The sequence below is a fragment of the Mesorhizobium sp. M0074 genome (assembly GCF_040322975.1).
Lineage (GTDB): Bacteria > Pseudomonadota > Alphaproteobacteria > Rhizobiales > Rhizobiaceae > Mesorhizobium.
In genome coordinates this window covers 1-22,743 of record NZ_JAMYUM010000018.1, presented here as the reverse complement: position 1 = coordinate 22,743, position 22,743 = coordinate 1, and the positions used below count along the sequence as shown (strand labels likewise).

Annotated in this window: 21 protein-coding genes and 2 pseudogenes; 12 read left to right on the top strand and 11 right to left on the bottom strand. The window is 61.7% G+C overall.

Going from position 1 to position 22,743, the window contains the following annotated elements; genetic code table 11:
- Positions 1 to 30 precede the first annotated feature (30 nt).
- The 8 genes from add (at position 31) to guaD (ending at position 9,704) form a co-directional block, all read left to right on the top strand.
- Complete coding sequence (gene add / locus NKJ73_RS22795) at positions 31 to 1,071, top strand: adenosine deaminase (protein WP_352571154.1); 1,041 nt, start codon at positions 31 to 33, stop codon at positions 1,069 to 1,071.
- A gap of 27 nt (positions 1,072 to 1,098) precedes the next feature.
- The gene (locus tag NKJ73_RS22790) at positions 1,099 to 2,220 is read left to right on the top strand and encodes a BMP family ABC transporter substrate-binding protein (RefSeq protein WP_352571152.1); all 1,122 of its coding nucleotides are present in this window, start codon (positions 1,099 to 1,101) and stop codon (positions 2,218 to 2,220) included.
- A 115-nt stretch (positions 2,221 to 2,335) separates the two neighbouring features.
- Positions 2,336 to 3,940, top strand: a complete 1,605-nt coding sequence (locus NKJ73_RS22785) for an ABC transporter ATP-binding protein (RefSeq protein ID WP_352571243.1) — start codon at positions 2,336 to 2,338, stop codon at positions 3,938 to 3,940.
- Between the two features lie 2 nt (positions 3,941 to 3,942).
- Positions 3,943 to 4,995: an ABC transporter permease gene (locus NKJ73_RS22780; RefSeq protein WP_502896735.1), complete on the top strand. Its 1,053-nt coding sequence runs from the start codon at positions 3,943 to 3,945 to the stop codon at positions 4,993 to 4,995.
- Between the two features lie 10 nt (positions 4,996 to 5,005).
- Positions 5,006 to 5,941 carry an ABC transporter permease gene (locus NKJ73_RS22775; protein ID WP_352571151.1) on the top strand — a complete coding sequence of 312 codons (936 nt, stop codon included), beginning with the start codon at positions 5,006 to 5,008 and terminating at the stop codon, positions 5,939 to 5,941.
- A 7-nt stretch (positions 5,942 to 5,948) separates the two neighbouring features.
- The gene (locus NKJ73_RS22770) at positions 5,949 to 7,349 is read left to right on the top strand and encodes an 8-oxoguanine deaminase (RefSeq protein ID WP_352571150.1); all 1,401 of its coding nucleotides are present in this window, start codon (positions 5,949 to 5,951) and stop codon (positions 7,347 to 7,349) included.
- 23 nt (positions 7,350 to 7,372) lie between these two features.
- Positions 7,373 to 8,236, top strand: a complete 864-nt coding sequence (locus NKJ73_RS22765; RefSeq protein WP_352571149.1) for an aromatic ring-hydroxylating dioxygenase subunit alpha — start codon at positions 7,373 to 7,375, stop codon at positions 8,234 to 8,236.
- Positions 8,237 to 8,336: 100 nt separating this feature from the next.
- Positions 8,337 to 9,704 (top strand): guanine deaminase, encoded by a 1,368-nt coding sequence (gene guaD, locus NKJ73_RS22760; protein WP_352571147.1) that lies wholly within the window; start codon positions 8,337 to 8,339, stop codon positions 9,702 to 9,704.
- Between the two features lie 77 nt (positions 9,705 to 9,781).
- On the opposite strand, the gene NKJ73_RS22755 is transcribed toward guaD, so the two are convergent.
- Together NKJ73_RS22755 and NKJ73_RS22750 are read right to left on the bottom strand one after the other, a co-directional pair.
- Positions 9,782 to 10,837 carry an alpha/beta fold hydrolase gene (locus tag NKJ73_RS22755; protein WP_352571146.1) on the bottom strand — a complete coding sequence of 352 codons (1,056 nt, stop codon included), beginning with the start codon at positions 10,835 to 10,837 and terminating at the stop codon, positions 9,782 to 9,784.
- A 338-nt stretch (positions 10,838 to 11,175) separates the two neighbouring features.
- A complete protein-coding gene (locus NKJ73_RS22750; RefSeq protein WP_352571145.1) occupies positions 11,176 to 11,760 on the bottom strand; it encodes a glutathione binding-like protein in 585 nt (194 codons plus the stop codon).
- Positions 11,761 to 12,221: 461 nt separating this feature from the next.
- On the opposite strand from NKJ73_RS22750, the gene petA reads away from it, so the two are divergent.
- The 4 genes and pseudogenes from petA (at position 12,222) to NKJ73_RS22725 (ending at position 16,487) form a co-directional block, all read left to right on the top strand.
- On the top strand, positions 12,222 to 12,698 hold the full coding sequence (gene petA / locus NKJ73_RS22745) for a ubiquinol-cytochrome c reductase iron-sulfur subunit (RefSeq protein ID WP_352571144.1): 477 nt from the start codon (positions 12,222 to 12,224) through the stop codon (positions 12,696 to 12,698).
- 15 nt (positions 12,699 to 12,713) lie between these two features.
- Positions 12,714 to 14,009, top strand: coding sequence for a cytochrome b (locus NKJ73_RS22740; protein ID WP_352571142.1), 1,296 nt, complete (start codon positions 12,714 to 12,716; stop codon positions 14,007 to 14,009).
- Positions 14,010 to 14,032: 23 nt separating this feature from the next.
- Positions 14,033 to 15,550, top strand: a complete 1,518-nt coding sequence (locus tag NKJ73_RS22735; protein ID WP_502905398.1) for a cyclic nucleotide-binding domain-containing protein — start codon at positions 14,033 to 14,035, stop codon at positions 15,548 to 15,550.
- 26 nt (positions 15,551 to 15,576) lie between these two features.
- Positions 15,577 to 16,487: pseudogene (locus NKJ73_RS22725) on the top strand (pirin family protein).
- A gap of 67 nt (positions 16,488 to 16,554) precedes the next feature.
- Here the strand turns inward: NKJ73_RS22725 and NKJ73_RS22720 are convergent.
- The 9 genes and pseudogenes from NKJ73_RS22720 to NKJ73_RS22680 form a co-directional block, all read right to left on the bottom strand.
- Positions 16,555 to 16,986, bottom strand: coding sequence for a DUF1810 domain-containing protein (locus NKJ73_RS22720; protein ID WP_352571138.1), 432 nt, complete (start codon positions 16,984 to 16,986; stop codon positions 16,555 to 16,557).
- A gap of 41 nt (positions 16,987 to 17,027) precedes the next feature.
- On the bottom strand, positions 17,028 to 17,315 hold the full coding sequence (locus tag NKJ73_RS22715) for a GNAT family N-acetyltransferase (RefSeq protein WP_352571136.1): 288 nt from the start codon (positions 17,313 to 17,315) through the stop codon (positions 17,028 to 17,030).
- A 48-nt stretch (positions 17,316 to 17,363) separates the two neighbouring features.
- Positions 17,364 to 18,098, bottom strand: coding sequence for a sensor histidine kinase (locus NKJ73_RS22710; RefSeq protein ID WP_352571135.1), 735 nt, complete (start codon positions 18,096 to 18,098; stop codon positions 17,364 to 17,366).
- A gap of 129 nt (positions 18,099 to 18,227) precedes the next feature.
- Complete coding sequence (locus NKJ73_RS22705; protein WP_031211084.1) at positions 18,228 to 18,665, bottom strand: CBS domain-containing protein; 438 nt, start codon at positions 18,663 to 18,665, stop codon at positions 18,228 to 18,230.
- 137 nt (positions 18,666 to 18,802) lie between these two features.
- A pseudogene (locus NKJ73_RS22700) lies at positions 18,803 to 19,323 on the bottom strand (carboxymuconolactone decarboxylase family protein).
- Positions 19,324 to 19,590: 267 nt separating this feature from the next.
- Complete coding sequence (locus NKJ73_RS22695; protein WP_352571134.1) at positions 19,591 to 20,238, bottom strand: HD domain-containing protein; 648 nt, start codon at positions 20,236 to 20,238, stop codon at positions 19,591 to 19,593.
- A 51-nt stretch (positions 20,239 to 20,289) separates the two neighbouring features.
- Positions 20,290 to 20,691 carry a cupin domain-containing protein gene (locus NKJ73_RS22690; protein ID WP_023674206.1) on the bottom strand — a complete coding sequence of 134 codons (402 nt, stop codon included), beginning with the start codon at positions 20,689 to 20,691 and terminating at the stop codon, positions 20,290 to 20,292.
- A 46-nt stretch (positions 20,692 to 20,737) separates the two neighbouring features.
- Positions 20,738 to 21,496: an SDR family oxidoreductase gene (locus tag NKJ73_RS22685; protein ID WP_023674205.1), complete on the bottom strand. Its 759-nt coding sequence runs from the start codon at positions 21,494 to 21,496 to the stop codon at positions 20,738 to 20,740.
- A 66-nt stretch (positions 21,497 to 21,562) separates the two neighbouring features.
- Positions 21,563 to 22,354 (bottom strand): alpha/beta fold hydrolase, encoded by a 792-nt coding sequence (locus NKJ73_RS22680; RefSeq protein ID WP_023674204.1) that lies wholly within the window; start codon positions 22,352 to 22,354, stop codon positions 21,563 to 21,565.
- Between the last annotated feature and the right edge of the window lie 389 nt (positions 22,355 to 22,743).

Genomic DNA, 22,743 nt, shown 5'->3' with positions numbered 1-22,743 from the left:
GGGGTTGCCGATCCGGGCGAGTGAGCGTCGATGTCGTTGTCAAGTTTCATTCAGCTCATGCCGAAGGTCGAGTTGCACTTGCACCTCGAGGGCGCCGTATCCGCGGAGACATTCGCAGAGTTGGCGGTGCAGAACGCGGTGCCGCTGCCGGACGGCAAACCGACATCGGAGCTCTACAGCTACGGCAACCTGCTGGATTTCCTGAAGATTTACGATCTGGTTTGCGCCTCGATCAGGACTGCGGACGATTTCTCTCGCATCACCTTCGAGGCACTGGAGCGCTGCGCGAAGGCCGGTGCGCGCTACGTCGAACTGTTCTTCAGCCCGCATGCGCATCTGGCTCATGGCGTGGCCTATTCGACGATGCTCGAAGGCATCCTCGATGGCTTTCACTGCGCGAAGGAGCGCTATGGGCTTATAGCAAAGCTGATACCGGCGCATGCGAAGCCGCTCGGCGCGGCAGGTGGCGAGCGCTTCCTGGACATGGTTCTGGCCGAGCGCCCGGCTGAGGTGATCGGCATCGGCTTCGATTACGACGAACGCCCGAACCCACCGCCGATGTTTGCGCGCATCGTCGAGCGAGCGCGGGCTGCCGGGCTCAATGTCACCAACCATGCGGGCGAGGATGGCCCGGCGGACTATGTCCGCGACACCATCGACATTCTCGGCCTGAGACGGGTCGACCACGGCTACCATGTCGTCGACGACCCGGCGCTGATGGAGCAGTGCAGGGAGATGGGCATCGTCTTCACCTGCTGTCCGAGCACGACGCTGGCCACCACCGTCTGGCGTGACCTTTCCGCGCCCGACCACGCGATCCGCCGCATGATCGAGGCCGGGCTTACCGTGACGATCCACTCCGACGATCCGCCCATGTTCGCCACGACACTCGACCGCGAATACGCGCTGATCGCCGAAAATCTTGCGCTCGGGCCGCCGGCACTGAAGCGGATCGCGCTGGCTGGCCTGTCCGCAGCATGGCTCGACGACGACATCAAGCAGGCATGGCTGGCCGACTGGTCGGCAGAAATCGACCGCCTCATGGAAACCGAACTGTCTCTCCCGAACTGAACACGACACGGAACAAAGGACCGAAGCATGATCGACCTGCGCAATCTCTCCCGCCGAGGCTTCCTCAACATGGGCGCCGCAGCCGGCGCCTCGCTGCTCCTGCCGAAATCCGGCCTTATCACGCCCGCCCATGCACAGACGCCGCTCGCCGCCGTCGCCGAGGAAAACGCTGTCATCGCCTTCGGCCACACCGGTCCGGTGACCGATGAAGGCTGGACCTGGAGCCACGACCAGGGCATGAAGGCCGTGCAGGAAGCGTTCCCGAAGCTGAAGACGCTGTTCGTCGAAAGCATCCCCTATTCGGCCGACGCGACCCGCACCTTCCGCCAGTTCGTCTCGGAAGGTGCCAACATGGTGTTTGCCACCTCCAACTATGGCGACTTCCTCTACGACGTGGCCAAGCGTTCGCCGGACGTCGCCTTCTATGAATGCGATGGCCGCAACCCGCTCGAAAATCTCTCGACCTATTACCTCGCCCATTGGTACCCGACCTACGTCACCGGTGTCGCCGCGGGCCTGATGAGCAAGAGCGGCAAGCTCGGCTACGTCGCCTCCTTCCCTGTTCCGTCGGTCTTTTCCGGCACCAACGCCTTCCTGATGGGCGCCCGTTCGGTCAATCCCAACGCCACGGTGCAGACCATCGTCATCAACTCGTGGTTCGATCCGCAGGCTGCCACCCAGGCCGGCACCGCACTCATCGACAACGGCGCCGACCTTCTGTTCGGCATCATGGACGAAGCAGGCTATCTGCAGGTGGCCGAGCAGCGCGGCGCGAAGGCCGTCATGTGGAATACCGACATCCGCCGCTACGGACCGAAGGCCTACGTCTCCTCGATCGCCATCGACTTCAAGAAATTCTATGTCGACCAGGTGCGCCTGCGCCTCGAAGGCAAGTGGACGCCCTCGCAGACCATCCTGCCGATGGGCGGCGGTATCGACCGCGATGCCTGGGGCGAGACGGTGCCCCCCGAGGTCGCAAAGCAGGCCGATGCCGTGCGCGACAAGATTCTCGGCGGCTGGAGCCCGTTCGAGGGCGAGATCAAGGACATCAAGGGCAACGTCAAGGTGGCTGCCGGCCATCGCATGACCGAAGAGGAACTCTACAACTGGGATTGGTCGATCGAAGGCGTCAGCGGCCTCCAAGCGTGATCCCGAACGATTGCAGAGTTTTCGGATAGACTATGCGGCAGAAGGCAAAGAGCTAAGCGGGATGAATGATTTTGTTCCAGTTCATCATGCTTCGAGCGAGCACCGCTACGGCGGCATGGAGGTGCCGTCCACCTCCCCGGGGCGTTACGCGCCTGGCTCCGGCGCGCCGCCGCTCGTGCTGCTCAAGGGCATCCGCAAATATTTCCCCGGCGTCGTTGCCAACCAGGATGTCGACCTGGACGTGATGCCGGGGGAGATCCACGCCTTGCTCGGCGAGAATGGCGCCGGCAAGTCGACCTTGATGAACATCCTCACCGGCATCTATCAGCCGGATGCCGGTGAGATCGTCGTCGACGGCTATGCCAAACGTTTCGCATCTCCAGTCGATGCGATCTTCGCCGGTATTGGTATGGTCCACCAGCATTTCAAGCTGGTGACCGCCTTCACGGTCGCCGAGAATATTCATCTCGGCTGGTCCGAAACGCCCAAGCGCATTGGCTCGTCGGTGCTCGAGGCGCGGACTGCCGCACTGGCCGAGAAGCTGAACCTCGCGGTACGGCCATCCGCGCGCGTCGCCGATCTTTCGACCGGCGAGCAGCAGCGCGTGGAAATCCTACGCGTGCTCGCGCGCAACGCTCGCGTTCTGATCCTCGACGAGCCGACTGCAGTGCTTACTCCGGCGGAAGCGCGCGAGCTCTTCAAGGCGCTCAAGCAGTTCGTGTCCCGGGGCAATGCGGTGGTCTTCATCAGCCACAAGCTCGACGAGGTCCTGGAGATATCCGACCGCATCACCGTGCTGCGCGGCGGCCGCAAGGTGGCCACCGAAAAGACTGCGGACTGCGGCGAGAAGATGCTGGCGCGCCTGATGGTTGGCCGTGAGATCGTGCTTAGCAATCTGCGTGCCAGGCAGCCAGGCGCGGCCGGCATCTCCGCCGAGCCGGTGCTCAGCCTCAAATCCGTCGTCGCGCGTGACGACGTGGGCGGCATCCTTCTCGACGAGGTTTCGCTCGACATCCATCCCGGCGAGATTCTCGGCATCGCCGGTGTGGCCGGCAACGGCCAGAAGGAGCTGACCCAGGTCGTCACCGGCTTACGGCCGATCCACTCCGGCCAGATACTGCTCGGCGGAGAGGACGTTACGGCCGCCGGCGCGGTCGATTACGCGAAGTTCGGCGTCGGCCACATTCCCGAAGACCGGCTGCACAGCGGCCTGGCGCCGGCGCTTTCAATCACCGACAACGCCATAATCCGCGAATATGCGTCGGCGCCTGTTTCAAAGGGCTTCGCGTTCCGACCGCGCCTTGCGGCAGCTCTCGCGCGCACGATCGCCGAAGCGGCATCCGTTGCGGTGCCCGATTTCGGCATGCCCATGCGCAACCTTTCCGGCGGCAACCAGCAGCGCCTCGTCGCACGCCGCGAGATGCGCATCGCAAGCAAGGTTCTGATCGCCGCCTATCCGAGCCGTGGCCTCGATGTCGGAGCGATCAACACGATGATGCACTATCTCGTCGAATTGCGCGATGCCGGCGTCGGCGTGCTCTTCATTTCCGAGGAGCTGGAAGAGCTGTTCAATCTATCGGATCGCATCGCCGTGATGTTCCATGGCAGGATCATGGGCGTGGTGGAGACTGCCTCCACGGACATCGAGGAAATCGGCCTGATGATGGGCGGGCAGATGCGGTCCAGTGCTGGCGCCCAGGCCGCTGCCAGGAAGCACTGACCTTGGCGATCAAGCTCCAGCGCGTTCCATCCGCGCAGCCCTCCGTTGCCTTTGCGGCACGTGCCCTGGCGATCGTGCTGGCGCTGGGAGTCGCCGGCCTGGTTCTGGCCGCTCGCGGCAATGCTCCCGTCGAACTCGCCTGGGAGGTGCTCAACTCGACTTTTGGCTCGAGCTTCGGGCTGGAAGACGTCGGACTTCTGGTCACTCCCCTGATCCTGACCGGCCTGTCGGTCTGGGTAGCGCTGAGAATCGGCGCCTGGAACATCGGCGCGGAGGGCCAATTCTATGCCGGCGCCTTCAGCGCCACGGCGGTCGCGCTGTTCATTCCCGGCCCGACCTGGCTGATCCTGCCTGTTATGTTCATCGCTGGCGCGCTCGGCGGGCTGCTCTGGATACTGGTGCCGACGCTGGCGCGCGCCTACGCCGATGTCAGCGAACTCATCACCACCCTGCTTCTGAATTTCGTGGCGACGCTGATGGTCTATTACGTCGCCACCGGACCATGGCTCGACCCGAGCGGCCATGCGCTCGCGACCACCGCACGTCTGCCGCATGACGTGCCTGAATTCTGGGGTATCGTGCACTACGGTTTCCCGCTGGCGATCCTGCTCACTTTTGTCATCGCAGGACTGCTCAACTACACGCGCTGGGGCTACGAGGTGCGGGTCGCTGGGTCGAACCCGAGCGCGGCGCTTTATGCGGGCATGCCGTTCCGCCGCCGCCTGATCGTCGTCCTGCTGATGTCGGGAGCGATCGCCGGCATCGCCGGTATGCTGGAAGTAGCTGGCACGGTGCATCGCCTGCAGGGCGGCATCTCCAACAATTTCGGCTATCTCGGCATCATGGTCGCGGTGCTGGCGCGCGGTTCCTCACTTGGCGTGCTCGCAGGCGCGGCTTTGATGGGCGTCATCCTGAATTCGGGCATCATCCTGCAGACGCAAGGCATCACCGTCTCGGCCGTGCTCGCCATCACCGGACTGATCCTGTTCTTCACGGCGATCGGCAACGAACTCGCTCACTACCGCATCACGCGGACCGAACCGGCCGCGAGCTGAGGAAACACCGATGGACATGATCGCCGGACTGATACAGACCTCCATTCAAGCCGGCGGCGTGCTGGCGCTGGCGGCGCTGGGCGAGACGCTCTCCGAGCGCGCCGGCGTCGTCAATCTCGGCGTCGAAGGGCTTATGGCGCTCGGTGCAATCACTGGCATCGCGGTCGTCGTCGCCACGCCGCACCCTATGCTCGGCTTCGTCCTTGCGCTTGCCGTCGGTTTCCTCGTTGGCTGCGTCTTCGCTCTTGGCACCGTCGTCGTCAAAGCGAACCAGGTGTTGTGCGGCCTGGCGCTGACGCTGATGGGCACCGGCATGGCCGCAACGATCGGTCGCGCCTATTCCGGCATGCCGGCGCCGGCGACCTTCGCGCCGATCGCTATTCCCTATCTTAGCGACATCCCGCTGCTCGGTCGCGCGATCTTCACGCAGAACATCCTTGTCTACCTGATCTACATCGTCCTGCCGGTTGTGCTGCACTACATCATGTTCCGCACGCGCCACGGGCTGAACATGCGCGCGGTGGGCGAAAACCCCGCGGCAGCCGACGCCGCCGGCATTTCGGTGCAAAGCATCCGCTTCTGGTATGTCGCCGCGGGCTCGGCGCTGGCGGCCGGCGCCGGCGCTTACCTCACGCTTGCCTTCGTGCCCTCCTGGTCGGAAGGCGTCGTGGCCGGCCGCGGCTGGATTGCCGTCTCTCTCGTCATCTTCGCAGGCTACCGGCCCCTCAACGCCGTGCTGGCCGCTCTGCTGTTCGGTCTCATCACCTCTCTCGGCTTCGTCGGCCAAGCACGCAACTGGCCGATCGCGGCGCCGATCCTGTCGATGCTGCCCTATCTCGGCACGATCGCCCTGATCATCGTGCCGGTGCTTGCCTGGCAGCGCATGCGCCGGGTAATGGCCGCGCCGGCTGCTCTCGGCGAACCCTATTTCCGCGACATGCGTTGAGACCGTCATGCCCCGCCTGCTTGTCAAGAACATCGATCTGCTCGCCACCTTCGATGGTACGCGCCGCGAGATTTCCGACGGCGCCTTGTTGATCGACGACAACGTCATCGAAGCGGTCGGTACCACCGCGGAACTCAGTGCCTCCAGTGCCGACGAGGTGCTCGACCTATCGGGCCATGTCGTCATGCCGGGCATGGTGAACACGCATCATCATATGTACCAGAACCTCACCCGTGTGATGGCTCAGAACGACGAGCTGCTTGTCTGGCTGAAGACGCTCTATCCGATCTGGGCCGAGCTCGACGACGATGCGATAGGCGTCTCGGCGCGCGTAGCGATGGCCGAGCTCATCCATTCGGGCTGCACGACCAGCTCCGATCACCTCTACATCTTGCCCAACAACTGCACGCTCGACGCGACGATCGGTGCGGCCCGCGATATCGGTCTGCGTTTCCACGCTGCGCGTGGAGCCATGTCGCGCGGCGAAAGCCAGGGCGGCTTGCCGCCGGATCGCTGCGTCGAAAAGGAAGAGGATATCCTGAAGGATGCCGAACGGCTGATCGGCAGCTATCACGACGCGTCGCGACATTCGATGAGCCGAATCATCCTGGCTCCTTGCTCGCCGTTCTCGGTGACTCCGGAGTTGATGCGCGATGCGGCATCGCTGGCGCGCAGCCACAAGGGCGTGAACCTGCATTCGCACCTTGCCGAAGAGCTTTTCGAGGAGAAGTACTGCCTCGAAATCTATGGCAAGCGGCCGGTCGAGTTCGCCGAATCCGTCGGCTGGCTCGGTGACGACGTCTGGTTCGCCCACTCGATTTTCATGACCGGCGACGAGATCGACCGCTTCGCCGAAACCGGCACCGGGGTCGCCCATTGCCCGTCGGCTAACATGCGCTGCGGCCAGGGCATCGCGAAGATCCGCGAGATGCTCGACAAGGGCGTGAAGGTCGGCCTTGGCGTCGACGGCTCGGCCTCGAACGACACGTCGAACCTGTTCATGGAAGCGCGGCTGGCGCTGATGCTTCAGCGTGTCGCGCCGCACCACTACCTCTCCGAAAAGCCCGGCGGCCGCGGCGGTTTCGGCGGCACGCCGACGGCGCTGTCCGCGCGCGAGGCCCTCGAAATGGCGACGCGCGGCGGCGCTGCCCTGCTCGGTCGCAATGACATCGGCCATCTCGCGCCCGGCATGTGCGCCGACTTCATCGCGGTCAAACGCAGCCAACTCGGCCTTTCCGGCACCGAGCGCGACCCGCTCGCCGCGCTGGTGCTTTGCGGACCCTTCAAGGTCGACTATTCCTACATCAACGGCCGGCAGATTATCGCGAGAGGCGACTTCGCCTCTTTCGATGTCGAGGCGGCGATGGCCGAACACCGGGCCGTGATGGACCGCATCTATCGGCAGTGAGATAGCACAGGAAGGACGCAACAATGACCATTAAGCGAGCTGCGGAGCAGGCGGCCCTCGACCAATGGTATTGCATTGACGCGCTGAACGAGATTCCGGTCGGCACGATGGCGAACCGGCTTCTGGGCATCGATCTGTTGGTAGCCCGCGATACGGCAGGCCCGGTCAATGTGTCGCGTGCCGGCGACGGCAGCCAAGTCCCGGCCAGGGAACGCTACGGCTATCTATGGATCACGCTCGGCATGCCGGCCGGCGATGTGCTGTCGATCCCGGAGGCCTATGAGGACGACCGCCGGCCTGTCGTTTGCGGAGCGATCGCGGTAAAGGCGTCCGGCCTGCGCATCGTCGAGAATTTCCTCGACATGGCGCATTTCCCCTTCGTCCATACCGACATATTGGGCGCCGAGCCGCACACGGAAGTGCGGCATTACACAACCGAAATCCGCCGCGACGTGGATGAGGTGTGGGCGACCAACTGCGAATTCTTCCAGCCGCAGGCGGCACTCTCGGCGACCGATGGCATCATGACCCAATACATGTACCGGGTCGCCAATCCTTTCGCGGTGATGCTCTACAAGACCTGCCCCAACTCGGCTACCCGGTGGGACGTGATCTGTCTGTTCGTGCAGCCCCTCGATCCGGACCGCTGCCGCGCGCACCCCGTCATGTTCCTGATCGACGACGTATCGACCACGACCGAACTGGTGCAGTTCCAGCAGCTCATCTTCCTGCAGGACCGCATCATCCTGGAGAACCAGCGGCCACTTCTTTTGCCGCTTGAGCCGCGCGCGGAAATCCCGACGCGGGCCGACGGCTCGTCGATCGCCTATCGCCGCTGGCTGAAGGAGAAGGGCATCACCTACGGCACGACGGCGCAAGCCGCATGAGCGGCAGCCCTTCCGATATTGTCATCGGCATCGACGGACAGGCAATCGCGCTCTGGCGCTTCGCGACGGCAGTGCGTAGCTGTTCTTCGGCGGAGGACAGGTGAGCGACCTGAGCGGCAAGACGCTTCTGGCCAGCGGCTTTCACGCTCCGGAGCGCGGGCTCGTGGAAGAGTTGCGCCATGCCCTGATCGCAATCGATCAATCAGGCATCATCGCCTCGGTGCTGCATCCGCATGGTGCTGGCTATGACGAGGCGCTGGAGGCCGCGCGCCGGACCGGTTCGCTGGCGACCTTGCCGGCGCAGAGTTATCTGCTGCCCGGCTTCGTCGATCTTCACGTGCACGCGCCGCAATATCCGCAGCTCGGCCGGGCGCTGGACGTGCCGCTCGAGGCCTGGCTCCACAAACACACGTTTCCCCTGGAGGCGCGCTACGCCGATCTCGCCTTCGCGCGGCGCAGCTACGGCCTGCTGGTCGACGACCTGATCGCTAACGGCACGACCACAGCGCTCTACTTCGCAACTATCCACCAGGACGCGACAAGGCTGCTCGTCGACATTTGCCTCGAACGCGGGCAACGTGCGCTGGTCGGCAAAGTGGCGATGGACAATGCCGACGAGTGCCCGGCCTATTATCGCGATACCTCGGCGGACGCGGCCATCGATGGCACGCGCGCTCTGATCGGCTACGTGCATGGGCATCCGGACAATGCCACGGGACGGGTAAAGCCGGTCATTACGCCGCGCTTCATCCCCTCCTGTACCGACGCCGCCCTCGAAGGGCTCGGCACGCTTGCGCAGGAATACGGCTGCCATGTGCAGACGCATTGCTCGGAGAGCGACTGGGCGCATGGCTACGTGCTGCAGCGCCACGGGATCAGCGACACGTCGAGCCTTGATCGCTTTGGCCTGCTGCGCGCCGGCAGCGTGCTCGCGCACGCCAATTTCATTACGCTTGCCGACATGGAGACGATCCGCGTGCGCAAGGCGGCCGTGGCGCACTGCGCCGTCTCCAACGCCTACTTCGCAGGCGCCGTGTTCCCGTTGAGGGCGGCCCTCGAGAAGGGTGTCAAGGTCGGGCTCGGCACCGACATTTCCGGGGGACCGAGCGCCTCGATGTTCGATGCGATGCGCGCGACGGTCATGTCGTCGCGCATGCTGGAAACCGGCACCGACCCGGCGCTAGCGGCCGAGACGCGCGGCACGGCCGGAACAGCACGCGTCGACTTTCGCGAGTCCTTCCACCTGGCGACGGCAGGCGGTGGCGCGGCACTCGGCTTGCCTGTGGGGCGATTCTCGCCTGGCTACCATTTCGATGCGATCCTGGTCGACACCGCCGCGCCCAGAGGCACAATTCACCTGTGGGACGAACTCGACGACGGCGACGGCATCCTTCAGAAGATCGTCTACTCCGCTTCCAGGGCCAACATCGCGTCGGTCTGGGTCGGCGGGAGAGCTGTTCTCGCCTAAGCGGACGGGAGGCTGTGCCGAGAACCAGGAATCTTCCCGTGTTATTCCTTACGGTCGGGGCACGTCATGGATTTTGATCAGTATTCGCCGACGTCGATGACAGCCTGGGCAAAGGCTTGCGGGGCTTCTTGAGGCAAGTTGTGGCCGATACCGCCGGTGATGATCCGGTGCGTGTATCTGCCCGAGAATTTCTTGGCGTAGGAACTGCTGTCGGGATGGGGTGCGCCATTGGCATCACCCTCAAGGGTAATGGTCGGCACTGTGATCACGGGAGCTTCGGCCAGCCGGTTTTCCAGAACGTCATATTCCGGCTCGCCCTGTGCCAGGCCGAGCCTCCAGCGGTAATTGTGAATGACGATGCTGACGTGATCCGGGTTGTCCAGTGCTGCGGCGCTGCGCTGGAAGATGTCATCGTCGAAATTCCACTGCGGCGAAGCGAGTTGCCAGATGAGTTTGGCGAAATCGCGCGTGTATTTCTCGTAGCCGGCGCGGCCGCGATCCGTGGCGAAGTAATACTGATACCACCATTGAAGCTCCGCCTCCGGGGCCAGCGGCACCATGCCGACCTGCTGATTTCCGATGAGATAGCCGCTCACCGAGACGATCGCCTTGCAACGCTCAGGCCAGAGCGCGGCAACGACATTGGCCGTTCGGGCGCCCCAGTCGCAGCCGGCGATCGTGGCCTTTTCGATCCCCAGCGCATCCATCAGGGCGATCGTATCCGCGGCGAGCGCCGACTGCTGGCCATTGCGCATCGTCTCGTCCGACAGGAATCGCGTAGTGCCGTAGCCGCGCAGGTAGGGCACAATCACGCGGTACCCCTTTGCGGCAAGCAGAGGAGCGACGTCGGTGTAGGTGTGAATGTCATAGGGCCAGCCATGAAGCAGGATCACTGAAGCACCTTCGGCAGGCCCCAGCTCCGCATATCCGACGCTCAGTTTTTCGGCATTGACCTGTCTGAGCGAGCCGAATGATTCCGGCCTGGCTTGCGTCGCGGACGCCCTCGCCTCGACCATCCAAGTGGCTGCCGGCGCGCTCAAGCCGAGTTCGGTGGCGGCGAACGTCATTGCTGTCGCACCGACAATGCGCCGGCGGCGATAATCGACCGTCTCGGGAGCCTTACTCGCATTCATGATGAAGCCTCTATGATGACCAACAAGCGGGAACAACTAGACCGGCCGCCGCATCGGCCGACAGGAAACATTGCGCTTATTTCGACGGTGACTGCGGCGAATCCAGTATTGTAACCACTCGGCCAGGGGGCAGTGCGGCGAGCTCTGACTGAATGTCGGTAAGGTCCAGCGTTTCCTCGATTTCCCTCCTCAGAAATTCGAGACGTAGGCCATCCCCGCGCTTGGAAGCGGCTGGATGTAGCATCCGCAGGAACGGCAGCATGAGAATGACTCCTGATCTTCTGTTTGGGCGAGAGGATATGTTGCATCTGATCTTATGCTCGAAGTCGCCCTCGGCTTCAGACGAGGCCCTCGCGATCCATTGCGATGCGCACGGCCGGCCGGGCAGCCATTCGGGCGCGAAGGGCTTGCAAGGGCGCGGGAACAGGGACGTGGAAGCGCGCCGCCCAAAGCAGCATCACGAAAAGATAAAAATCCGCGACGCTGGGTTTGTCGCCGAACAGATAGTCGGTCTCGAGCCCGTCAGCGAAGAACTCGAGTTGGCTCGTAATCGTCGCGCTCGCCCTGGCCTTTTCGGCATCGCTGCTTTGGTGCCACATCGGCTTGAAGCTTCGGTGTATTTCAGTTGAGACGTAGGTCAGCGCTTCGAGAAGGCGGGTACGGCCCAACGGCCCCGCCACTCCCAGTGGCGGGTATTGCGACGCAATCCAGTCGAGGACGGCGATATTTTCCGTCAGCGTTTCGCCGCTATCCAGCACGAGGGCTGGAACGTAGCCCTTGCGCGTGACGGTAGTGAAATCATCCCCGGAGCCTGTCCGTTTGGTCTTGAGGTTCACACTTTCGCGCTCGAAGGAAACACCGGCCTCTTCCAGAGCGATGTGGTCCGCCAGGCTGCAGGCGAGAGGGCTGTAGTAGAGTTTCACCGCTTTTCCCTTTTCTGAACCCGATTGAATCCCGCAATTGGTCGTCGCCGAGCGGAAAACCTGCCCCGCGCCACGCGAGACAACCGCTCCAGAAACTCGCACTTGGCGGAGACGACGACTACGACACCGACAGCCAGGCGTGCCTATGCCGAGGTATGGTCGGGGTGAAGTTCGGGATCGCCGTGCGCAATGCCGGGGCGTATGCCAGCTCAGTGGCCAACGTTTATCTGGAGGAATCCAGAACCTTCCATGATGGCATCGCCAGCCCGGCCAGTCCTTCGCTCAGGAAATCCTAAACGAAAGTATTGGACGCACGTGCCGTTTGCACGATGGCTCACACGCGGCCACGGCCGGCATATTTCACGCGACGTGAGCAGACTGGAAGGGCGAAAGCCGTGGCCTGCTTTTGCTCGATTGCCACCAACGCGATGACGCAGCTTCCGACAATAGGAGTCGCCATCATGGCCGACCTTTCCGAAACCCCCACAGCCGAGCACACATTGCGCGTCGAAGCGCCCGCCGCGATCGAGGTCGACGTCTCCTCGCTGACGCCGGGAACGTCGCTGATCGTCGACTGGCACGGCAAGCCGGTGGTCGTGCGCAACCGCACCGAAAAAGAGAGGAAGGACGGCCAGGCAGTCAGTCTCGCCGAGCTCAAGGATCCAATTGCCCGCAACGCCAACCTGCCGGCCGATGCGCCGGCAACCGACGCCAATCGAACTATGCCGGGCAAGGAAGCCTGGGTGGTGATGGTCCAGGTCTGCACCCATCTCGGCTGCATCCCGCATGGTCAGGAAGGCGATTTCGACGGCTGGTTCTGCCCCTGCCATGGTTCGCAATACGACACCGCGGGCCGCATCCGGAAGGGGCCGGCACCCGAGAACATGGCGGTACCGGTGTTCCAATTCGTTTCCGACACCAAGATCCGTATCGGCTGAGGCGAGCGCATTTCGATGAGCGGCGACAAACACTCGACCTATACGCCCAAAACCAGAATCGAACGTTGGTTCGATGCCCGCCTGCCGCTGCCGCGGCTGGTGCACGACAGCTTCATTGTCTATCCGGTGCCGCGCAACCTGAACTATGCCTATACGTTCGGCGGCATTCTCACGATCATGCTGGTTTCACAGATCCTGACCGGCATCGTGCTGGCGATGCATTACGCTCCTGATACGGGGCTGGCCTTCAACTCGGTCGAGCAGATCATGCGCGACGTGAATTCGGGCTGGCTGCTGCGCTATCTCCATTCCAACGGCGCGTCGTTCTTCTTCATTGCCGTCTACCTCCACATCTGCCGCGGGCTCTACTATGGTTCGTACAAGGCGCCGCGTGAGCTGCTGTGGGTGCTCGGTTGCACCAACCTCCTGCTGATGATGGCGACGGCCTTCATGGGTTACGTGCTGCCTTGGGGCCAGATGTCGTTCTGGGGCGCTACTGTCATCACCAGCTTCTTCAGCGCCGTCCCACTGATCGGCGACTGGCTCCAGCAGCTTTTGCTCGGCGGGTTCGCGGTCGACAATCCGACGCTGAACCGCTTCTTTGCGCTGCATTACCTGCTGCCATTTGTGCTTGCGGGCGTGGTGACCTTGCACATATGGGCGCTTCACGTCGTCGGCCAGAACAATCCGACCGGCATCGAGGTCAAATCGAAAACCGATGTCGTGGACTTCACGCCCTATGCCACCGTCAAAGATGCCTTCGGCATCCTCGTGTTCCTGTTCTTCTTCGCTTATTTCGTTTTCTACCTGCCGAACTACCTCGGCCATTCCGACAATAGCAGCATCGCCAATCCGCTGAAGACGCCGGCCCACATCGTCCCGGAATGGTACTTCCTGCCGTTTTACGCGATCCTGCGGGCCATCACCTTCAATATCGGGCCCATCGATTCCAAGCTCGGCGGCGTGCTCGCGATGTTCGGCTCGATCGCGGTGCTGTTCCTGGTGCCGTGGCTCGACACCTCGAAGGTGCGCTCGGCGGTCTATCGGCCCTGGTACAGGGTGCTCTTCTGGCTGTTCGTTGCCAATGCCCTCTTTCTCGGCTGGCTCGGCTCCCGGCCGGCGGAAGGCGCATACGTCGTCATGTCCCAACTGGCGACGCTTTACTATTTTGCGTTCTTCATCATCGCCATGCCGGTGCTCGGGCTGATCGAAAAGCCGCGACGGCTGCCGAATTCGATCACCGAAGCAGTTCTCGAAAAAGACAAGGCCAGCGGCAGAGGCCCGATCGCCGGGCCGGAGACCAAACATTGAACTTGGCATCGCGGGGATCGTTCATGAGCTGGTGGAACTCTCCTCTGGTCTACATCGTGTTGCTCGGCCTCGCCGGGATCGTCGTTTGGTCCCTCATCCCCAGACGCTTCGCCAATGCGAAGCTGGTCGTCCAACTCGGCTTTTTCCTCGCGATGTCGGCCATGGTTCTCGACCTGCGCGTCGTGCCATACGAGACCGCAGGGGACAACGAGACAACCGGAGGAGCGATCCTCATCGGCTCGGTCAAGCTGCTCTGGTGGGTTCATCTTGCCTGGGCGCTAATCGGATTTGTCCGTATCTATCTCGTCTTCGAGCGAAAGCCGCGCGAGGCACGTCTCCTGCAGGACGTCGTGGTCGGTGTCGTCTACGCTGGAATGTTCCTGTCGATCCTGGCGTTTGTCTTTGCAGTGCCGGTCGGAACGCTCATTGCCACGTCGGGCGTGTTTGCCGTCATCCTGGGACTGGCGCTCCAGAATACGCTTGGTGACGTATTTTCGGCGATCGCGCTTAACCTCGGCCGCCCTTACGTGCTTGGAAACTGGATCATTCTGGGCGACGGAACCGAAGGCCGCGTTGTCGAGACCAATTGGCGGTCGACCCAACTTCTGACCCCGACACACAATGTCGTGGCGCTGCCAAACAGCCTTCTCGCCAAGATCGGGGTAACAAATCTAAGCGGTCCGGACGAGAGCCATGGACTTGCCGTAACCGTCAAGGTGGCGCCAACGAAGACGCCGGCGATCATCGTAGAGCTCATGCGCACTGTCTTGCTGAGCTGCAATTCAATCCTCCAGGAGCCTTCGCCTTCGGTCACCATCAGAAGCCTGGATGCCGCTGCTATCGAGATCGAGTTGTTTTTTCGCGTCGCAAGTATCGACCAGCGAAGTGCCGCTCGGAACGAAATCTTCGATCTCATTTATCGCCATTCAAAGTCGACCGGCATGCTGCTGGCGGAGCCATTTTCGGGCTCGATTGCCATGACCAACCGGCCGGGCCACGAGACGGCGGCCTCCCAAGGCTTCACGCCGATCGAACTCATCAATTCCATACCGGTATTCTCGGCGCTAACGGATACCGAGCAGGAGTCGCTCGCCAAAGCGGCCTCGGTTCGCACCTACCATAAGGGCGAAATCATCGCACAACAGGGAGAGATGCTGCCGTCGCTCATGATCGTTCGGAGGGGCGTCATCGTCCGGCAAATTGGCGAGGACCATGATCAACTGCAGGAGATCGGCCGGCTTGCACCTGGCGATTTCTTCGGCGAGACCGGCTTGCTCGCCGGCATTGGCGAGATGTCGAGTTTGCGGGCAATGACCCCTGTCACGGTTTACGAGATAGACCAGGAAAGCTTTGCGCCGCTGCTGCACGACAGGCCCGAAATGGCCGAAGATCTTGCCGCGATCCTGTCGATGAGGGTGTCGGCTCTTAATGAAAGCGGCATCGCCGGACAGCACCATGCGGGCTCCAAATTCGCGCTCCTCAAAGCCATTCAGACAGTCTTTCGCGCCGCTCCGTTCAAGCGCGTTCGAGCACCTGGCTGATACGGCATGCAGAAGGACAGAGATCCATGGCCATCCGCCAAAGCGATATCACAGGCATCGATACACTCATCCAGCCGGCTATCCGTGATTTTGCGGACGGACTGAAGATAAGGCGCGTATTGCCGTCCTCGAATCGCCTGATGATCGGGCCTTCATCCTGTTCGACCATTTCGGCCCCGCTATATTCGACGCAGGTCACGGTTTCGATATGGGACCGCATCCGCATATCGGCGTTGCGGCCGTGACCTACCTGATCGATGGCGAGATCGTCCATCGCGACAATTTGGGTAAAGTGCAGACCATCCGTCCTGGCGAGGTCAACTGGATGACGGCCGGGTCGGGCATCGTCCATTCCGAGCGCACGCCACCGGAAGTCCGGGCGTCGGCAGGCAATCTCTTCGGCGCTCAGGCTTGGATCGCCCTCCCCTCCCGCGATGAAGAAATTGCCGCCGACGTCGCACATTTTGGCGCTCCCGAAATACCGAGGATCTGTGCCGACGGCGTCGAGTTTACATTGATCGCCGGTGCGTCCGACGGGTTGGTCTCGCCGGTAAGGACGTTCTCCGACATGGTCTATGCCGAAATTGTGCTCACGAGCGGTGCGCGCTACCAGGTGAAACCCGAACACCGTGAGCGTGCGATCTACATCGTCGCCGGTGAGGTTGGAATTGTCGGCCAGTTCGGTACGTTTCATGAGGCCGAATTAGTAGCTCTGGCGCGCGGCGTTGAGATTGTGCTCCAGGCGCCTGCCTTCCATGCGGCGAGACTGATGCTGATAGGAGGTGAGCCCCTGGCCGAGCCACGTCATATCTATTGGAACTTCGTCTCCTCTTCAGCCGAACGGATCGAGCAGGCAAAGGCGGATTGGCGCGAACGCCGCTTCCCCGGCGTGCCGGGAGAGCACGAGCTCATGCCTCTGCCGGATGGCAGCATGTGAGGGATAAGGCAGCGGATGGTGACCTCAGCGCCGCGACAGCTTGACGCCGGGTGGCGCAGGCAGACCACTACGACATCAAGTAGAGATCGTTCATCGTTTCCTCATCGAGCAAACCGTCGAACCAGACGTCGAAGATTGTCTCGAGCAGGAACTCGTCGTTGCTTGCTTCGGAAAACAGCGTCAGGGACGCGTGCAACTTCTTCGCATCAACGTCACCGAAGACAGCGCGAGCGCTTAGGCCGGAGAGCCGCTGCAGGGTGCCAATGCATTCCCGATAACGGCCTCCAAGGATCGGAAATGACAGATAGGCGCTGGCTTCGTCGAGCGATGTGATTGCATATGGCTCAGGCGCAGTACCGCTTCGCCTGGTGGCCAACCTTGGGAAGATGAACTCCATATAGGGAGTGCACATCATCCCTCGACGTAGAATGGCCAGCGCGTCGTCGTAGACCGGATCCTGTGCGCTGACGAACCTCTGCAAATCATACTCGTCAGGCATTTGGATATATCCTTGGGAAACCCTCAACATTGGTGCCCTGACTAGCCGTCGACGACATCTGCATAGTCCGGGTGCTTGGCGAAAAAGCGGCTCATGAAGGGACATTTCAAGATCGCTTTACGGCCGGTTTTGCGGAGCAGTTCGAAGGTCCCTTGGGCCAATCGCGACGCGATCCCTTGTCCGGAAAATTCCGACGGGACCTCGGTGTGTATCAGCGCGACCTGCCCGCCCTCGAGCCGATAGTAGGCCGCCGCAAACATATCGCCGGCGATCGGCAGCTCGAAACGGTGCTGTTGGACGTTTTCAACGACTTGTGCATCCATCTCCATCTCTCGATTGTATGTCACGTCTGTCACCGGGGGGAGATTGGCCGGCCGCTATCGCACCGCAGGCAACCGCAGAGTGACGGTCGTGCCTGCCCCAAGTGTGCTCTGAATAGCGATGCTTCCGCCTGACTGCTCGACAAAGCGCTTCACCATCGGCAAACCGACGCCGCCGAGGCCTTCGCTTTTGGTGGTGAAGAACGGATCGAAGGCGCAGACCATCGTCTCGCTGGTCATCCCGAGACCGTTGTCCGCGACACGGATATCTACCTGACCGGCGGTAGAGCTTTCAGAGGCCAAGCCGGCATCGATCGAGATGAAACCGCCGTCAGGCATTGCATCGCGCGCGTTGAACAGAAGATTCAGAACCGCATTTTGCAATCCAAAGCGGTCGCATCTCACCAAAGGCAGGTCGGATCCAACCCGAAGCTCAAGACCGAAATTGGCATCCAAGGCGCTCCGCACGAGGGTTTCGATCTCAGCCAGGCAAGCACCTACGTTTGTGCATTCGATTTCCGCGTGGCTCTCTCGGGCCAGGCTGATGGTTTGCCGGACAAGGTCCCCAGCCCGTTCCAAAGCCGTTTTGGCGCCGGCAATTACAGGCCCAAGCGCCGGAGCCGCTTGGATGCTCGGATCGCGGGCCAGGTGGTTCAACGCCGACGACGCGACCTGAATGAGATTGCCCAGGTCATGGACGATGCCGGCCGTCGACATTTGCACGGACATACTACTTCCAGAACCATCGGGCGGGCGGTCGAAGACATCTTCTTTTATGTCCGGACGAAACATTTCATGCCCCCGCTTGGCTCAGTCGACACCCATTTGCTTCAATACGCTATAATTCATGGCATTTATTTTCCATTATATCTAAGAAGGCTCCGATACATACTTCTGTATATCCAAACGATAGACCAAGTTCTATTGATAACCGATTCCGCTGATGTAGTTGGCAAGCAGCCGTTCCTGCAGTTCCTCTTGTTTGAAAAGCGCCTTCATCGCATCACGGATATCGAGGACGCCTAGCGGTTTCGAGTCAGCCCCTAGCACCGGCACATTCTGAAGGCCTTGCGCGGCCATGGTCTGCCAGACTGAATGAAGGTCGTCATCGGGACCACAGGACACGATGGACGTGCTCATCAATGCCGCAATCGGCGCTTCTGTTGGCCCTGAATTCGCCAGATGGCGGACAAGGTCGGACTTGCTCAGCACGCCTGCCGCCTCCCCACTGCCGTGGCACACCACGACCAGGCCTATTGCGGGCCTGGAAAGTGAGAGTGCTGCACTGCGGAGTGGAGCGTCGACATCAATCACCATGAGACGGGCCGATATTACTGGATGCAGACTGTCAATGCGCATGACGCCCTCCTGAGAGCGCCTCGCGGCCGCGGCCGGGAGGCTGAGATCGGTTCCAGTGTTGGTCGCCGAGCTCGGCGCCTTCGCCCGGCCGGTCAGAATGGCGCGCAAACAAGCGCCATTCTGACCCGTTCCAAAGATTAGCTCAGTGCTGCTTTGCTCAGGCCAAACTTCGCATCGCCCGAGCCCGGGACGGGTTTGAAGCCGATGTTCAGACGGTTCCAAGAATTGACCGCCATGACAACGAAGGTCAGATCGGAAATTTCCTTCTCGGAAAGCTGCGACCTGACCCGATCGTAGATCTCGTCCGGGACACCCTGCTCGGGCAGCTTGGTCAAGACTTCCGTCCATGCCAAGGCTGCGCGCTCGCGAGGAACGAACAAGGTCGAATCCCGCCAGGCTGCCAGGTGGTAAAGGCGCAGTTCGCGCTCGCCATGGATCTTCGCCTGTTTGACGTGCATATCGAGGCAGAAGGTGCACCCGTTCAGCTGCGCGGCTCGGACTGCAACAAGGTCGCGGATGGTTCTTCGATCGACCCCTCTCGCGTCGCACCAAGAAATTCAATAAATTTCTTCAGAAGTTCCGGCGACTGCTCGGCATAACTCGCGCGTTGGGCGACGGCTTTTCCTTTCGGAGCGACCGGTGACGCTGCAATATTCATTACTTGTCTCCTTGAGGTGTTTGCAATCCATTTGCAGCGTAAGGATGACCGGTGAGCCAAACTGTTGCTATCGTTCCGATGATATGTATTGCCACTCGATTGGATTGGGGCGCCTAAACCGAAGTATAGGAGGTGGAAATTGGCACCTGACCGCTGCCCTCGGCAATTCGCTTTGGCGCAGGCATGCGACGGGCGCACAGCGTTTGGGTCACTTGAAGGGCGAGGCTGAACCGACCGGTGTCGATAGAATCTGGATCGAAACTGCGTTCACTCTTCGAAGGGAGCGTTCATCACAAGATCAACTGCCGAAGTCGCCTTGTAGCCTGAAACAAAGCGCTGGCCGAAGTCCCGGGCAAAGTTGTCGTAGGTGGTTTCCGGCCTGACCTCGGCGATATGGCAAAAGCATCGCGTCATCCGTCGCTTCATTTGGAGGCGTGGAAACTCACCGATGATCTTTGCAATCTCGGCTGACGAAATGAGGCTGTATTGCAAGCCGACGACATCGAGACAGATGCCGGCTGTGCAAAGCGCCACCTCAGCCTCCTTGTAGAGGCCGATTGACGGCGTCGAGTTGAGGGCGACGCTGTCCCAGATCAATTGGGCGCGCCGCTCGTCGAAGCCGCCCTCCCGAACGAAGGTGCGGGCAAGATCGGCGCCTTCCACTTCGAAACGGCGCGGCCCGGCGAAGTCCTCATTGAGCGTGACGTCATGCAACAGGGTTGCAACGGCAACAACCTCCGCGTCGTGCTGGATATTCTGAATCTGTCCGATCCGGGCCGCGAAAAGCCAGGATCGGACCACGTGGTTGAACAGGTAGGGTTCACATCGCTGGCGGGCATGTTCGATCGCTCGGCCAACAAGCGGAGTATCGGGGACCAAAATCCCCGCAAGTGTGCGGATGGCGATCGAATTCATGTCACTGACCGTCCCTTCGCGTACGCCCCGATGGTCCCGGGGGCTACGATTTCATTTCGCGTTCGTCGTAAGTTCCGTCTCGCTGGTGTCGACGACGAAAATAGCAAGCAGACGAGCGCCTTCCGTCTTGCTGGCGTTTTCGCTGACGGCATGACGGTCGCCAGGGAATTCCGAGAAACTCTCGCCGGCGCGATAAGTCTTCACCGGCCCGTCGTTGACCTGGCTTCGGATCGCCCCCTGCAGGACCGTGGCATAGATGAACGCGGATTTGGGATGGGTATGGGCCGGCGACGTACCCCCAGGCGCGTACTCGACGAGCACGGCTTTCATGCTCTTGCCGGGCACGTTTGGAAGAGCCTGGTCGTAGACAAGCTTTACGCTGGCGGCGTCATTGGCCATTGCTGCGGTGACGGAAGCGGAGGTGAGCGCGGCGCAGAGAAGTGTTTTGATCATGTCTGGTCTCCTTGTGGTGCGAATGGCGGGCCTATCCGATGATTACTTACTTCGGTGGTGTGTATCGGCTGAGCCAATCATCGAAACGCACGGCGCCGATGCGCGCGTTCTCGCCGGGCACCAGCGTTCGATCGTCGATTGCCACTTGGCCGTAGTAGAGCGCGCCGGGGTCCGGGACGACTTTGCGCGGGTCGTTGGTGGCCTTCAGGAAGCGCTCGACAAGTTCGCTCATGCGAACACGCTCCGGGCCGGCAATTTCGATCATGCCGTTCAACGGCGCGGCAAGCGCGACGTCCGCCATCGCATCGGCAACATTATCAGCCGCCATGGGTTGGAAGTAGGCCGGCGACATATGAATGGTATCCCCGACGGCGCCCGTGTTTGCGATGGCGGCGGTGAATTCGAAGAATTGAGTGGCGTGAACGATGGTGTAGGGAATTCCGGACTCCCTGATCAGCTTTTCCTGAAGCAACTTGCCGCGGAAATAGCCCATGCCCTGCAGCCGGTCGGTACCGACGACCGACAGCGCCACGTGATGACGGACGCCGGCGGCCGTTTCGGCGGCAAAAAGATTACGCCCGGATGCCTCGAAGAACTCCAGGGCAGCCTTTTCCTCGAACGACGGCGAGTTCGCGAGGTCGACGACGACCTGCGCACCGGCAAGCGCGGCCGCCAGACCCTCTCCCGTAACGGTGTTGACGCCCGAATTCGGCGACGCCGCAAGCACGTCGTGTCCTTTGTTTCGCAGTCTCTCCACGGTCTTTGAACCGATCAGCCCGGTTCCGCCGATGACGACGATCTTCATGTCTGGTCTCCTGGTGTTGCGTGTCTATTTTCGTTGCTCGATCGGATGCTGGGCGTTTCCGGCCTGCTACTGACTGACCGATGCAGCAGCATCCTCGATGAGTGACGTGACCTCGTCGGGATGCGAAACCATGAGCGCGTGGGACGCACCCTCGATGACGACGGTCTTTACCGCGTGCGCACGCTTGGCCATGAAGCTCATGACGGCTGCCGGGATGTTGCGGTCATCCGAGCCGTAGATCATGTAGGACGGCAGCGTCTTCCATGAGGCGACGCCCGAGGCTTCAGCCAGAGCCGCCTGCGCAACAGGGCGTTGAGTGGCAGCCATCAGCAAAGTCTGCTCTTGCGGAACGTCGGCGGCGAACTGGGCGCGGAACTTGGCCGGCTCGATGAAGAGGTCTTGTCCGCCGTCCGGCAACGCGACGGGAGCAAGCGCGCTCCCCAAGGTGCTGCCGGGAAACATGCTGGACAACGTAAGGCTCGATTCGCCGGTATCCGGCGCGAAACCCGCCACGTAGACCAATGCCTTCACATTGGGATTGCCATTGGCGGCCTCGGTGATGACAGGCCCGCCGTAGGAATGCCCCACCAGCACGACCGGCCCGGAAACCGACCGGACGATGGCTGAGACTGCTGTCGCATCGCTGGCAACGCCGCGGAGCGGATTAGCTGCGGCTATCGCTACATAACCGTCTTTGCTGAGCTTGGTGATGACTGCATCCCAGCTCGACGATTCCGCGAAGGCGCCGTGCACCAGCACGATCGTCGGCTTGGGCTGAGAATTCGCGGCCTGCGCCATCCCGCCGCCCGACGCGGCAAGCGCTGCGGTGAGGGCCAGGACTCGAGTTATGTTTCGCATTTGCTTTCTCCCGTGTGGCCTGTGGTGACCAATGCTCAGGAGAATGCGCCGACGCGGCCCGCCAACCTATTGTGCGGAAGGGTCTGTCATACAATGCCAAGGTGCAGGGTAGGTCACCAGGGAGATCAGGTGCCCTGCAGCATGATTGAGCTATCTATGCGGGTGTGCATTGTCGGCGGTAGCCGGAACAGACACTGAGGGCGCGCGGCCAGAGAGTTGTGTTTGCAAGACTTCGCTGCCGCCGTGGCGAGAACCTGGCGCGGTCGATCCGTTGAGCGCTGGTGAGCCGGCCGGATCGAACACGGGATAGTGTGCTGAAGGTTCTGCAAAAAGTTTTGGAGAGAGAACGGCGCCTGCTCTGAGGGGCGAGCGGCCATGGCACGGTGGTG

What these genes read in the sequence shown, in the direction of transcription:
- add (WP_352571154.1), top strand. Translation starts at nt 31, where the DNA reads ATGTCGTTGTCAAGTTTCATTCAGCTCATGCCGAAGGTCGAGTTGCAC.
- NKJ73_RS22790 (WP_352571152.1), top strand. Translation starts at nt 1,099, where the DNA reads ATGATCGACCTGCGCAATCTCTCCCGCCGAGGCTTCCTCAACATGGGC.
- NKJ73_RS22785 (WP_352571243.1), top strand. Translation starts at nt 2,336, where the DNA reads ATGGAGGTGCCGTCCACCTCCCCGGGGCGTTACGCGCCTGGCTCCGGC.
- NKJ73_RS22775 (WP_352571151.1), top strand. Translation starts at nt 5,006, where the DNA reads ATGGACATGATCGCCGGACTGATACAGACCTCCATTCAAGCCGGCGGC.
- NKJ73_RS22770 (WP_352571150.1), top strand. Translation starts at nt 5,949, where the DNA reads ATGCCCCGCCTGCTTGTCAAGAACATCGATCTGCTCGCCACCTTCGAT.
- NKJ73_RS22765 (WP_352571149.1), top strand. Translation starts at nt 7,373, where the DNA reads ATGACCATTAAGCGAGCTGCGGAGCAGGCGGCCCTCGACCAATGGTAT.
- NKJ73_RS22755 (WP_352571146.1), bottom strand. Translation starts at nt 10,837, where the DNA reads ATGAATGCGAGTAAGGCTCCCGAGACGGTCGATTATCGCCGCCGGCGC.
- petA (WP_352571144.1), top strand. Translation starts at nt 12,222, where the DNA reads ATGGCCGACCTTTCCGAAACCCCCACAGCCGAGCACACATTGCGCGTC.
- NKJ73_RS22740 (WP_352571142.1), top strand. Translation starts at nt 12,714, where the DNA reads ATGAGCGGCGACAAACACTCGACCTATACGCCCAAAACCAGAATCGAA.
- NKJ73_RS22735 (WP_502905398.1), top strand. Translation starts at nt 14,033, where the DNA reads ATGAGCTGGTGGAACTCTCCTCTGGTCTACATCGTGTTGCTCGGCCTC.
- NKJ73_RS22720 (WP_352571138.1), bottom strand. Translation starts at nt 16,986, where the DNA reads ATGCCTGACGAGTATGATTTGCAGAGGTTCGTCAGCGCACAGGATCCG.
- NKJ73_RS22715 (WP_352571136.1), bottom strand. Translation starts at nt 17,315, where the DNA reads ATGGAGATGGATGCACAAGTCGTTGAAAACGTCCAACAGCACCGTTTC.
- NKJ73_RS22710 (WP_352571135.1), bottom strand. Translation starts at nt 18,098, where the DNA reads ATGTTTCGTCCGGACATAAAAGAAGATGTCTTCGACCGCCCGCCCGAT.
- NKJ73_RS22705 (WP_031211084.1), bottom strand. Translation starts at nt 18,665, where the DNA reads ATGCGCATTGACAGTCTGCATCCAGTAATATCGGCCCGTCTCATGGTG.
- NKJ73_RS22695 (WP_352571134.1), bottom strand. Translation starts at nt 20,238, where the DNA reads ATGAATTCGATCGCCATCCGCACACTTGCGGGGATTTTGGTCCCCGAT.
- NKJ73_RS22690 (WP_023674206.1), bottom strand. Translation starts at nt 20,691, where the DNA reads ATGATCAAAACACTTCTCTGCGCCGCGCTCACCTCCGCTTCCGTCACC.
- NKJ73_RS22685 (WP_023674205.1), bottom strand. Translation starts at nt 21,496, where the DNA reads ATGAAGATCGTCGTCATCGGCGGAACCGGGCTGATCGGTTCAAAGACC.
- NKJ73_RS22680 (WP_023674204.1), bottom strand. Translation starts at nt 22,354, where the DNA reads ATGCGAAACATAACTCGAGTCCTGGCCCTCACCGCAGCGCTTGCCGCG.